Annotated in this window: 9 protein-coding genes; 5 read left to right on the top strand and 4 right to left on the bottom strand. The window is 38.4% G+C overall.

Going from position 1 to position 12,498, the window contains the following annotated elements; genetic code table 11:
* The first annotated feature begins 71 nt into the window (after positions 1 to 71).
* Entirely contained in the window at positions 72 to 722 is a 651-nt protein-coding gene (locus FZF09_RS02350; RefSeq protein WP_158734935.1) for a superoxide dismutase family protein, read from the top strand.
* A gap of 137 nt (positions 723 to 859) precedes the next feature.
* Here the strand turns inward: FZF09_RS02350 and FZF09_RS02345 are convergent, their stop codons facing one another.
* The 4 genes from FZF09_RS02345 to FZF09_RS02330 form a co-directional block, all read right to left on the bottom strand.
* A complete protein-coding gene (locus tag FZF09_RS02345) occupies positions 860 to 1,645 on the bottom strand; it encodes a TerC family protein (protein WP_158734934.1) in 786 nt (261 codons plus the stop codon).
* A 185-nt stretch (positions 1,646 to 1,830) separates the two neighbouring features.
* Positions 1,831 to 3,723, bottom strand: a complete 1,893-nt coding sequence (locus FZF09_RS02340) for an ABC-F family ATP-binding cassette domain-containing protein (protein ID WP_158734933.1) — start codon at positions 3,721 to 3,723, stop codon at positions 1,831 to 1,833.
* 521 nt (positions 3,724 to 4,244) lie between these two features.
* Positions 4,245 to 5,687, bottom strand: coding sequence for a degradosome RNA helicase CshA (gene cshA / locus FZF09_RS02335; protein ID WP_370514410.1), 1,443 nt, complete (start codon positions 5,685 to 5,687; stop codon positions 4,245 to 4,247).
* 300 nt (positions 5,688 to 5,987) lie between these two features.
* Positions 5,988 to 8,159 carry a DNA topoisomerase III gene (locus tag FZF09_RS02330; protein WP_158734932.1) on the bottom strand — a complete coding sequence of 724 codons (2,172 nt, stop codon included), beginning with the start codon at positions 8,157 to 8,159 and terminating at the stop codon, positions 5,988 to 5,990.
* Between the two features lie 195 nt (positions 8,160 to 8,354).
* Between FZF09_RS02330 and FZF09_RS02325 the strand changes: the two genes are divergently transcribed.
* The 4 genes from FZF09_RS02325 (at position 8,355) to FZF09_RS02310 (ending at position 12,484) form a co-directional block, all read left to right on the top strand.
* The gene (locus FZF09_RS02325) at positions 8,355 to 9,935 is read left to right on the top strand and encodes an ATP-binding protein (RefSeq protein ID WP_158734931.1); all 1,581 of its coding nucleotides are present in this window, start codon (positions 8,355 to 8,357) and stop codon (positions 9,933 to 9,935) included.
* 17 nt (positions 9,936 to 9,952) lie between these two features.
* Positions 9,953 to 10,657 (top strand): response regulator, encoded by a 705-nt coding sequence (locus tag FZF09_RS02320; protein WP_158734930.1) that lies wholly within the window; start codon positions 9,953 to 9,955, stop codon positions 10,655 to 10,657.
* Between the two features lie 234 nt (positions 10,658 to 10,891).
* Positions 10,892 to 11,920, top strand: a complete 1,029-nt coding sequence (locus FZF09_RS02315; RefSeq protein ID WP_158734929.1) for a tripartite tricarboxylate transporter substrate-binding protein — start codon at positions 10,892 to 10,894, stop codon at positions 11,918 to 11,920.
* 105 nt (positions 11,921 to 12,025) lie between these two features.
* Complete coding sequence (locus FZF09_RS02310; protein ID WP_158734928.1) at positions 12,026 to 12,484, top strand: tripartite tricarboxylate transporter TctB family protein; 459 nt, start codon at positions 12,026 to 12,028, stop codon at positions 12,482 to 12,484.
* Positions 12,485 to 12,498: the final 14 nt, after the last annotated feature.

Raw genomic sequence — 12,498 nt, 5'->3', positions numbered from 1 at the left:
GTAAAAAACACCAATTTTTTATTATGAAAATTTTTTGGTTTGGAGAAAGTAGGAAGGAAGGAGGTAGTTGTATGAAAAAAATCTTTATGTTGATTGGGGTGGCCGCATTATTTATAAGCGGGTGTAACAACCAGTCATCTCCTAGAGAAGATGATTCGGTAAATAATCAATCTATACCTGCTGAAGATGCTGAAGAAGTACTTGCCGATGTGGTTCATTCATCAGAGAACAGTATAGCAGAAGCAAACATGCAAAATACAAAGGGAGAATCAATCGGCAGCGTTCGTTTTTATGAAAAAGATAAAGCTGTGTTAGTCGAAGCTTTTTTTGAAAATGGAATTCCGCATGGATTTCATGGTTTTCACATCCATGAAACGGGGTTATGTGACCCTCAAGCAGCTGACGGACCTTTCACTACGGCTGGAGAGCACTATAATCCCGATAACTCCGTCCATGGAAGTCACGCTGGCGACATGCCGAGTTTATATGGTTTAGAAGACGGTTCTGCCTATTTGTTGACTGCATTGGATCGTTTCAGTCCTCAACAGTTAGCTAATGAAAGCCGAGCTGTTATTGTACATTCCGACGCAAATAATTTTGCAAACATTCCTGATCGCTACACCTCAGAATTAAGCAACAAAAGCGGTCCTGATGAGGAGACATTAAAAACTGGGGATTCTGGAGATAGAATAGCTTGCGGCGTTACAAAAATTTCTAATTAGACAAAGTGAGCCCCCTGCACATATTAACATCCGCTTTCTGTTTTTGCTGGCAGACTAGACTATTGTTTACAGCATACTTGTATTAAAGAAGCCGAAACAATAAGCACGTTTGTGATTACTTGTTTCGGCACCTATTTTTATATAGGATTTTCATGTTCTTCTATGGTTTTTTCCTTAGATAAAAACCAGCCTCCTAAGGCTATAAGAACTAAAACGACATAAAAGGTTATTTTCCAGGGGGTTGATTCCGCAAATTCTTCTGGCAGTATACCTAAAGCAGGATGTGACAATGTATAAATTGAAAGCTTTATCCCAACCCATCCGACGATAATAAAGGCTGCAATTTCAAGACCAGGGCGTTTTTTCAGCAATTTCACGAAAAAAGTAGCTGCAAAACGCATGATGATTACTCCAATAAGTCCTCCTGACAATATAACAATAAATTTACCACCATCAAGTCCCCCTATTGTCGGAAGAGGGGTGTTAGGCAGCGTTACCGCAAGAGCAACGGCTGCTAAAATTGAATCTACGGCAAAAGCTATATCAGCCACTTCAACTTTTAAAACCGTTCCCCAAAAGCTTCCCGTAGTTACTTTCTTTTTCTTCGCTTTTTCATCAGGTGTGTCTTCTTTCTTGAGCCAAACTTTACGAACGATATGATTTCCAGACATAAAGAGTAAATAAAGGGCACCTATAGCCTGCACCTGCCAAACATCAATCAAAAAAGAAATAGCAAACAATGATGCAAAGCGAAACACAAAAGCACCAGCCAGCCCGTAAAATAACGCTTTTTTTCGCTGCTTTTCGGGCAGATTTTTCACCATAATTGCCAAAACTAAAGCGTTATCGGCTGCAAGAATACCTTCGAGTAAAATAAGAACGAATAAAACCCATCCATATTCTAGAAGCAAACTAACGTCCATATTAATCTCCCTCATTTTTTAGTTCGCTTATTTTACCCATATCGTCTTTATTGTTATACTCATTGATCACATTTCTTCTAGTCCTCTTGTTGCCATTGTTTTCTAAAATATCGCAAATAAAGCAAGTCGGTGGATTTATTAATAGTTGTTATCATTTCCGTATTTCGCATAGCTTTTCATGCAATCTAATTCTCAGCATGTATTTCTTCAATTAATAAAGATAATTCTGTCCATCTCTCCATCGCTTCGTCTAACTGCTCTTCTATTATTTTTTGTTCTTCCATTAACTCCTGAACTTTCTCAAAATCACTTCCAGCTTGGGCGATTTGAGTTTCTGTTTCGGCTTTCTTCTCTTCTAATTTAGCAATTCGGTCTTCTAAACCATTCCATTCCTGTTGTTCTTTGTAGGAGAGCTTCTTGCGCGTACGTTGCGGTTTCTGTTTTGTTGTTTCTTTTTCTGTTTTTACCTTTGGGGGTTGGTTTTGTTTTATTGTTTCTAAATACTGAGAATAATTCCCTTGAAAACGCTCCACTTTATCGTTTGAAGTAAATACCAGCAGGGATTCAACGACACGATCCAAAAAGTAACGGTCGTGGGAAACCGTAATCACAACACCAGGAAAATGTTCTAAATAATTTTCTAAAACACTTAACGTTTGAGTATCAAGGTCATTTGTTGGCTCATCTAAAAATAACACGTTAGGTTCTTTCATAAGCACACCAAGTAAATACAACCTGCGTCGCTCTCCCCCTGATAAACGGTGAATGTAATTCCATTGCATAGGACGAGCAAACAAAAAACGCTCTAACATCTGTTCTGCCGTTATTTCTTGACCACTTACTGTTTGAACCACTTCTGCTATATCTCTAATATATTCTATAACTCGTTTATTTTCATTTAAATCCTCATGTTCTTGAGAATAATAACCAATACGCACAGTAGAGCCAACTTCAATATGCCCCTCATCAGCTTCCGTTTTACCAGCCAATATATTTAATAAAGTGGTTTTGCCGCTTCCGTTAGGACCTATAATACCTAGTCTTTCCCCTGGAGTAACCAAATAGGAAAAAGAAGAAAAAAGGTTTTTGCCATCGTAAGATTTAGACAGATTCTCTGCTTCTAATACCTTTTTCCCCAACCGTGCAGAACCGATAGCAAAATCAACATCGTGTTTTTTAGCAGGACCTTTTTGTTCTTTTAAATACTCTACACGGTGCACCCGAGCTTTTTGCTTTGTTCCTCTTGCTTTTGGCCCTCTTCTAAGCCACTCAAGTTCTCTGCGTAAAATATTTTTTCTTTTTGTTTCATTTTGTTCTTCTAACGTTTCCCGCTCCGCTTTCTTCTCTAAAAACAGTTCATAATTCCCTTCATATGTGTATAAATGACCTTGATCTAATTCATAAATACGATTGGTCACTCTGTTTAAAAAATACCTATCATGAGTGACGACGATTAGCGCTCCATGATAGGAGGATAAGTAACTTTCGAGCCATTCAATCGATTCATTATCAAGGTGGTTTGTAGGTTCATCAAGAATGAGCAAATCAGCTGGCTGAATAAGGGCTTTCGCTATAGCAGTACGCTTTTTTTGCCCTCCTGAAAGCTCCTTTACTTTTTTTGAGAAACCGGTAATTCCAAGACGTGTAAGTACTTGTTTTGCAGATGTATTGGCAGCCCACGCTTCATTTTCATCCATTTGCTGCTGAGCTTCGAGCAATTTTTCCTGAAGTTTCTTATTCTCAGGGTTTTGTTCGAGTTCTCTGAGTGTTTTTTCATAGCTGCGCATTGTTCTCATAATAGCTGAATCGCCATAATAAATTTGATCTAAGACAGTAAGATCTTCATCTAGCTCTGGTGCTTGTGGAAGGTATTCGATATGCATATCATTGGCGTGAAACAATTTTCCTTTTTCTGCACTGTCTTCATCAGCTAATATTTTTAATAGCGTCGATTTTCCTGTCCCATTTACACCAATTAATCCAATCCTGTCATGCTCTTCAATCACAAAAGATATATGATTAAATAATTCTTTATCTCCGTACGTTTTATATATTTGTTCTGCCCTCAATAAACTCACATTGTTTCCCCCTTTTTATCGTTTATCAGGGAATTCCATACCTTCTATCATAACATGAGTGAACATTAAAAAGCTTGGCTTGTCTTTAAAACGTTCTGGCATAGGCTCCTAAGATCGTAAAAAATCTTTTGTTTTTAACCATACGAGGTCAGTATTTTTATTACATATAGTGGTACGATTTTATTAATAAACTTCTTCACCCACAAAAAGAGCTGTTCCATAAGTGAGTTTTTGGCAAAAGAGATACTCCGCTCTCCGCTTCACTCTCAGATCACAAGTGCGGCATCTCCTCCAACTTCCCTTGTTCGTAACTGTAGTGTAGTGTCTTCGTTACCGCAGGAGGCGATTTCGTCTCCTCATGGGCAAATCCATCACTACAGAGTCTTCACAATGCCCTCTTCTACGCAGAACTTAGAATATTCCAACTGATAGAAGACACACACCCTGAACTAACCTTTTGACGCAGCCCTATTTTTCACAAAAATAACCGCCCTATTTCAGGCGGTTATTTGTATTTTCATTTAAACGGTTTTCTTTCTTTTTCTTGAAGACCCGTCATTGCGTGAACGCGATTGTTTGTACGGCTTTTTCTTTCCACGATGGTTTTTCTTAAATCCTTTTTTTCGATTGCCTCGTTCTTTCTTAGGCCGCAGTGATGCTTCCTCTGTCAATTTAATTTCTATATTGTCGGGTTCATTCGTATTCATTTTCAAAGCAGCAGCTACCAGTGTGACAGGATCATGTCCGCTTAGCAATGTTTTTGCTGTGCTCTCTAAGTCTTCCGTATCTTCATTTTTAACTGTTTCTAACAGTTTATTAACCACTTGCTGGTAACGTCCATGCATTGCTTCAGCATACGTAGGAATGTCCTGGCGGATCATTTTCTTTTTCGTCGTTTCTTCAATAAATTTTAAATGACTGATTTCTTTAGGGGTTGAAAAACTATAGGCTATGCCTTCTTTACCTGCCCGGCCGGTTCTGCCGATTCGGTGCACATAACTTTCCGGGTCCTGCGGCAAATCAAAGTTGTAGACATGGGTAACTCCGCTGACATCCAGTCCGCGAGCGGCGACATCTGTCGCAACTAAAATGTCAATAGTGCCTTGTTTAAATTTGCGAAGCACTTTGTCCCGCTGAGCTTGTTTAAGATCTCCATGTATACCTTCTGCTGCATATCCTCTCCGCGTTAAGGCTTCAGATACTTCATCTACCCGGCGCTTCGTTCGTCCAAATACGATGGCAAGCTCAGGCGGAGTAATGTCTAGTAAATGGCACAGCGTATCAAACTTTTGTTTTTCAGGAACTTCAATGAAACGCTGCTCAATATTCGATACGGTCAGGCCTTTGCTTTTAACTTTAACTACCTCAGGATTGTCCATAAACTTCGCTGTCACTGATTGAAGCCGTTTTGGCATGGTAGCAGAAAATAATAATGTCTGCCTCTCTTCAGGAATTTCACTCAAAATCGTTTCGATATCTTCCACAAAGCCCATGCTCAGCATTTCATCTGCTTCATCAAGAACGACCATTTTCATATATTTTGGGCGAATAGTTCTTCTTCTCATATGATCCATAAATCGTCCAGGTGTCGCTACAATAATTTGCGGGTGGCGTTTTAATGCTTTAATTTGCCGGCTTATTTCCTGGCCGCCATAAATAGCAAGCGACTGCACACCTTTAAAACGACCAAGACGATTTAACTCTTCTGATACTTGAATCGCAAGTTCACGTGTCGGAGCAAGGACCAGCCCTTGAGGATGTGCTTCTTGGTCCATCTGCTCAATCAAAGGAATTCCAAAAGCTGCAGTTTTCCCCGTTCCGGTTTGAGCCTGCCCAATAATATCTCTTCCTTCTTTTACCTTTGGAATAACCTCTGCCTGAATTGGAGTAGCTTCTTCAAAGCCCATATTATTTACGGCTTTCAAAATTTGTTCATCCATCTGTAATTCTGTAAACAATGTCAATATAATATAACTCCTTTTTATTATTAAACTCTTCTGTATTTGGTTTATTTATTCCCAATAAACGCATTTAGATAAACTCGGTTTGCCGCCGAGTCCTATGGCGGGAATCGTAACTTTCCTTATACTTTGATCCTTTAACAAAGTTAAACCTTTCTAAAGTATAAAAAAACTGCACCCCGATTCCTTAACGGGATACAGCCCATTTTGGATATTTTATTTCATGTACTTTCCATCAATCTTTAACACAACTTTTTAACTTTACCACAAATTGTTTTTAAGAACAACTTTTACTACTAAATTTTATTGCTTCTTTTGAAGTTTCTTTAAAGCTTCAGCTAAGGCCGGGTTTTTCAAATCTTCGTCGTTTTGTTGGTTTAAATACTTCTTTACATCCTGTTTCGTTGCTTTACTGTTTTTTTCTTGTTTTCTTCTTTTATTAAAGGAAGACACTTTTTCTTTATAGTTGCAGCGGCAGACAAATATTTGCCCTTCCCCTTCTCCACGCAGTTCCATTTTCTTTTTGCATTGAGGACACCGTGCATTCGTTATCTTTGAAATATTTTTCTTGTAGCCGCACGCTCTGTCTTGACATACTTTCATTTTCCCTCGTTTTCCATTGATTTCAAGAAGAAGCTTTCCGCACTGCGGACAAGGAGTTCCCGTTACATTATCATGTTTAAAAGATTTAGAACTTTGTTTTATATTTTGAACCACTTCAGCAGCATAGGTTTTCATCTCTTCTATAAACGATTGTTTAGTGAGTTTTCCCTTCTCTATGCTTTCTAAACGCTGCTCCCATTCCGCTGTTAATGTTGGAGATTTTAATTCCTCTGGGACAAGGTCTAATAGTTGTCTCCCCTTAGATGTAATTTTAAGGTTTTTTCCGCTTTTTTCAATCAAAAAGCTGCTTAACAATTTTTCAATGATATCCGCTCTTGTCGCAACCGTTCCAATACCGCCCTTGTTTTTAATCGTATTTAGCAGCTTTTTATCATCTCCAGCCATGAACCGTGATGGATTTTCCATTGCCGATAATAGGGAAGCTTCATTAAAAAGAGAAGGCGGTTTCGTTTCCCCTGTTTCTGCAGCTGTTTTTATAAGCTTATATTTTTCTTTTTCGTTAAAAAGCGGAAGTTTTTCTTCTTTTTCCGCTCCCTCTGATTTGTAAATTTCTTTCCAACCTTCGCTTAGCACTCTTTTACCCTTAGTAATAAAAATTTCTTCGTTAATGACTCCTTCGATTTCGGTTTGTTCATATTGGGCAGGTGGATAAAAAGCTGCCAAAAACCTTTTAATAACTAAATCATAAATCTTCTTTTCTTTATCAGACATAGCAGAAAAACGAGGGGCTTCCTCTGTAGGAATAATCGCATGATGATCAGTTACTTTTTTATCATTGATCATTGAACTATTCAATGACCAGCCGTTTTTTTTAATTTTTAAAATCTGTTTGGCATACCCTTGCACATCACAAGCTTTTAAACGTTCCACCAGTGTATTCTTTATATCAGAAGAAAGATAGCGCGAGTCTGTTCGAGGATATGTGAGTACTTTATGGGTTTCATATAAACGCTGCAGTGTATTAAGTGTTTCTTTAGCTGAAAAACCGTAACGTCCATTCGCTTCTCGTTGCAACTCGTTTAAATCAAACAATTGCAGAGGAGCATCCGTTTTTTTCTTTTTACGGACTGACTTTATTGTTATTGGTTCATTCTTAATACTTGTTAATACCTGATCTGCTTTTTTATTAGAAAAAATTCTTGTGTCTCCATTTTTTTGATTTTTCCACCAAAACGTTACCCCAATTTCCGTTACAGCATATATCCGTTGAAATGAAATGGGCTTAAACTGAGCTATTTCATTTTCTCTTTGTTCTATCATCGCCAAGGTTGGTGTTTGCACGCGCCCGCATGATAAAGATGCATTAAACTTAGTTGTCAGCGCCCTGGTGGCGTTCATGCCGACATACCAGTCTGCTTCTGATCTAGCTTGAGCCGCTTGATATAAGTTATTAAACATTCTCCCATCTTTCAATTCCTTAAATCCTTTTTTTATAGCCTGATTGGTAACTGATGAAATCCACAAACGTTTTATCGGTTTTTTAATTGATGCTTTATCAATAATCCACCGAGCCACAAGCTCTCCTTCTCTGCCAGCATCCGTTGCAATAATTACATCTTTTACATCTTTACGATGAAGCTGGGATTTCACGGTGTTAAACTGTTTACCTGATTTTTTAATAATGGAAAGTTTTAACTTAGAAGGCAGCATGGGAAGATCTTCTAATTTCCACGTTTTGTACTGTTGGTCATAAGCTTCTGGTTCAGCAAGTGTGACAAGGTGTCCAAACGCCCACGTGACGATATAAGAGCGTCCTTCCATGTATCCGTTTCCCTGTTTCCTGCAGCCCAGCACATTAGCTATATCTTTTCCAACCGAAGGCTTCTCTGCAAGAATGACTGATTTACTCATATGTAAAAACCCTTTCTCTGTTAGTTATCTCAGGTTGATCAACAAGATTTAATTTTTTCTTCTTCTCACATCTTAGCATATCTTTATAGTCCTTTATTCCACTAGGTTCACTACTTGACGATTTATGAAAAGAACATTATCGTAGGTTTCATCAACCGACAATTTCTGACACCTTAGAAGAAAGGGGGAGCAAGAATGCACGTTACTATTCAGACAAAGATTATTCTTCTCATTCTTTCCTTAATTATCTTTGTTACTTTCACTTTGTCTGGTTTTTTTGCCTACTTGGAATCCACGGATATAGAAGACTCCTTAGGAGATAAAGCATTGAGCACTGCTACCTATGTTGCAGGAGCACCTACTGTTCGAGATGCTTTTCAAACCGATAACCCCCCTTCTATTTTACAGCCCTACGCAGAGAGAATTCGAGAACAATCGGGAGCCGAATTTGTTGTTATCGGAAATGATAACGGTATCCGCTACGCTCACCCTGATGAGTGGAAAATAGGGGAAGAAATGGTCGGCGGGGATAATAACCGAGCTTTATTAAATGGAGAATCCTATGTTTCACAGGCAGAAGGTACACTTGGTCCGTCTCTAAGAGGAAAAGCTCCTATACGAGATGAAAACGGCAGTATCATAGGAGTTGTCTCTGTCGGTTTTTTGATTGAAGATTTACGAGCAACCATACTCGAGCGTCTATCCGAACTCGGACTTTTAGCTTTATCAGCCATAGTAATAGGTACGTTAGGTGCTGTATTGCTTTCAAAAAGTATTCGAAAAGATATGTACGGATTAGAACCTTATCAAATAGCTAGTCTGTTTCGAGAACGCCAGACAATCCTTTCTGCTATTCGCGAAGGAATTATTGCCATTAATAAAGATGGATTTATAACAATGATTAATCATTCCGCTAGAGAAATGCTTGATTTTCACGACCCAGTTGAAGGCAGAGCTATAAAAGAAATCCTGCCTACTTCGGTTATGGAGCGGGTATTAGAGCACGGACGTCCGGAATACAACCAAGAGCTCTCCCTAAAGGGCAGAGTATTTATTATTAACCGTCAGCCTATTTATGATAACGAGGAAATAGCAGGTGTTGTTTCTACTTTTCGTGATAAAACAGAAATGATGGAAATGGCTAATACACTTTCTGATATTAAAAGATATTCGGATGACCTGCGTTCTCAAAATCACGAATATACAAATAAACTCTATGCGCTTTCAGGATATCTTCATTTAGGACAGACAAAAGAGGCTATTCAATTAATAGAAGAAGAAACGATGAATCAAGATAAACAAACAGCAGTAATATTTAGTCAAATTAAAGATACTACCGTACAAGCGGTACTTGCTGGCAAATCAGGTCGTGCTTCAGAAATGAAAATAAAGTTTGAAGTAGATAGTAACAGTCAATTGGAGCCATTGCCAGAACATATATCACAAACAAAAATAATTTCTATATTAGGAAATGTTATTGATAATGCTTTGGATGCAGCTAAAAATAGCCCAAAACCTGAAGTGAACTTTTTCGTCACAGATATAGGTAATGATGTTATTTTTGAAATCATCGATAATGGCCCAGGACTGTCTGCAGATGTAGAAACTTTAATGGAGAAGGGGTATTCTACCAAATCAGGCAATATAAAACGAGGCTACGGACTGGCTATTATCCGTGATACTATTTCTGACCTTGACGGAATGCTTGAATTTGATAATCAGCCTGAAGGTGGTGCTATATTCTCTATTTACTTGCCTAAAACACCATCTTCATAAAAAGGAGGAGAGATGTTTTGATACAAACAGCAATAGCAGAAGATGACTTTAGAATTGCTTCTATTCATCAAGAGCTCGTTAACCGTGTGAACGGATTTCAATGCAGCCATCAAGCATTAAATGCCAAAGATACATTAAGCATGCTTGAACAGCATTCTATCGACCTTTTATTACTTGATATTTATATGCCGGATGAACTTGGGACACAATTACTTAAAACAATTCGTGAAAAACATCCCAATGTCGACGTATTGATTATTTCTGCGTCTACAGAAACTGAACACGTGCAGCATTCCTTACGATATGGTGTTTTTGATTATATTATAAAGCCTGTTTCTCTTGAACGATTGGAAAAGACCTTACATGATTATTTATTATTTCATCAGCGGTTACACGAAACGACACAAGTTACTCAGGAAAATATCGACCAGCTCACCGCCATTCGCAGACACCAGCCAGAGCCTTCTGTCGGCAGTGAATTAGAAAAAGTAGAAGAACTTCCTAAAGGTATAGATCCGTTCACACTGCAAACGGTAACAAATGAACTTGAAAAAGCAAAGGCGGGAATGACAGCTGAAGAAATGGGACAATATCTTGGGGCATCTAGAACCACTGCACGGCGCTACCTTGAGTACATGATTTCGTCCAACAAGGCGGATGCAAAACCAATTTATGGGATAGTGGGCAGACCAGAAAGAAGATATTTTATCAGAAAAGCTTAGTTTACGCCAAGTCCAAATGAGAAACCTTAGAGTTTTTGTACGAAAACACAATTCTAATTATAACCGTCCTCATCATGGGGCGGTATTTTTATTTCTCAAACATCCTTTTTTTCATTAGTGAACAATATGAACAAAATAGATATTTATATTTTTTATACGGGTTATTTTGAAAACGGTTACAGATTTAATTATTTTTTTTAAACTTAAAATAATTAAAAAAAGGGGGATAACAACATGAAAAAAATTTGGTTGCCTACACTGGCACTTTTCACAAGTATTACATTGGCTGCTTGCGGCGGCGGAGAAGATTCAGAAAATTCCAATGCAGAGGGTAACTCCTCTGGAGACGGAAACTGGGAGCCAGAACAATCGCTTGAATTCGTTGCCCCTTCTGGTGCAGGCGGCGGCTGGGATACAACAGCACGAATGGCCGCAGAAGGTTTTGAAGAACAAGACATTATGGATCAAGGAATCGGAGTTGTCAATAAAGAAGGCGGCGGCGGGGCCGTCGGCTGGTCATACATTGCCGGCAAAGCCGAAAACCCTCATCACCTTTTTGTGGCGTCACCACCTTTACTGTTAATTCCTTTAAATGGTCAATCAGAATACGGACATGAAGATTTTACACCAATTGCAAACATGATTTCAGACTATGGTGCTTTTGCTGTTCGTGAGGATGCCCCATGGGATGATTTAAATGATTTGTTTGAAGATATGAAAGACAGTCCAGAAGATATTACTGTAATCGGTGAATCTTCCCCAGGAAGTATGGACCACATTCAATTTGTAAAAATCGCAAAAGAAGCAGGTGTCGACCCACAATCCGTAAAATATGTTTCAGCTCAAGATGGAAGTACCATGACTAACCTTTTAAACGGCAACGCAGATGTTTATTCCACTGGTGTGACTGAAACTGTTGAACAAGTACGAGCTGGTGAAATTAAAGTGCTCGGCGTCACTGCTGAAGAGCGTTTAGAGGGCGATGTAGTTGAAGACTTTCCTACAGCCACAGAACAAGGAATTGACGAAACGTTTGTGAACTGGAGAGGATTTTTTGGACCTCCTGGCATGACAGATGAGCAAATCACTTACTATGAAGAGAAATTCAAAGAATTAAACGACTCTGAATTTTGGGATGAAACGCGTGATAAATATGCGTGGAATGAACTGTATATGGACAGCGAAGAATACGCTGAATTTTTAGAAGATGAAAAAGAATCCATGCAGGAACTGCTTGATGAAGTAAACGTGGAAGAAGAGTAATTTATGAAAATAACCTTTCAGAAGTCGTGATCTTCTTTAGGTCACGACTTTTGTTTATAAAACTGCTCTCATTTTAATATGCGAGTGAAAAGGAGGTATGGACAAATGCTGAAACCTGTCCACAGAAAAATCAGCCTGCTTCTGATCGCTCTTGCCATTTTTTATTTATATTTAGCCTACCAGCTTCCAAGTTTTTCAAATTCCGTTATAAATGCATCTACAATGCCTAAAATTTTGGGGTTTGGTCTCATTGCTTTAAGTCTTTTTTTGTTCTTCACCCCTGAACAGGAAACAAAGGAAGAAAAAGAGAAGCGTCATATTCCCAAAGCTGATTTGATAAAGATTGCTGGAGTCGTTTTAATGATTCTAGCTTATATATTCTTCTTAGAACGATTAGGTTTTATTCTCGTTTCTTTTTTATTTATTTATTTTTGTTCATATTTTTTAGGCTACACCAAACACAGTATAAATTTTCTTGTTTCTATACTATTTCCAGCTATTCTGTACAGTGCATTCACGATGCTCTTAGGAATCAGTTTACCATCAGGAATTATTCCGTTTTAGAAAGGAGGCATATG

This window comes from Alteribacillus sp. YIM 98480 (assembly GCF_009765375.1).
Taxonomy (GTDB): domain Bacteria; phylum Bacillota; class Bacilli; order Bacillales; family Marinococcaceae; genus Alteribacillus.
The sequence above is the reverse complement of the archived record's forward strand: the minus strand, read 5'-3'. Positions and strand labels throughout refer to the sequence as shown.

What these genes read in the sequence shown, in the direction of transcription:
- FZF09_RS02350 (WP_158734935.1), top strand. Translation starts at nt 72, where the DNA reads ATGAAAAAAATCTTTATGTTGATTGGGGTGGCCGCATTATTTATAAGC.
- FZF09_RS02345 (WP_158734934.1), bottom strand. Translation starts at nt 1,645, where the DNA reads ATGGACGTTAGTTTGCTTCTAGAATATGGATGGGTTTTATTCGTTCTT.
- FZF09_RS02330 (WP_158734932.1), bottom strand. Translation starts at nt 8,159, where the DNA reads ATGAGTAAATCAGTCATTCTTGCAGAGAAGCCTTCGGTTGGAAAAGAT.
- FZF09_RS02325 (WP_158734931.1), top strand. Translation starts at nt 8,355, where the DNA reads ATGCACGTTACTATTCAGACAAAGATTATTCTTCTCATTCTTTCCTTA.
- FZF09_RS02315 (WP_158734929.1), top strand. Translation starts at nt 10,892, where the DNA reads ATGAAAAAAATTTGGTTGCCTACACTGGCACTTTTCACAAGTATTACA.
- FZF09_RS02310 (WP_158734928.1), top strand. Translation starts at nt 12,026, where the DNA reads ATGCTGAAACCTGTCCACAGAAAAATCAGCCTGCTTCTGATCGCTCTT.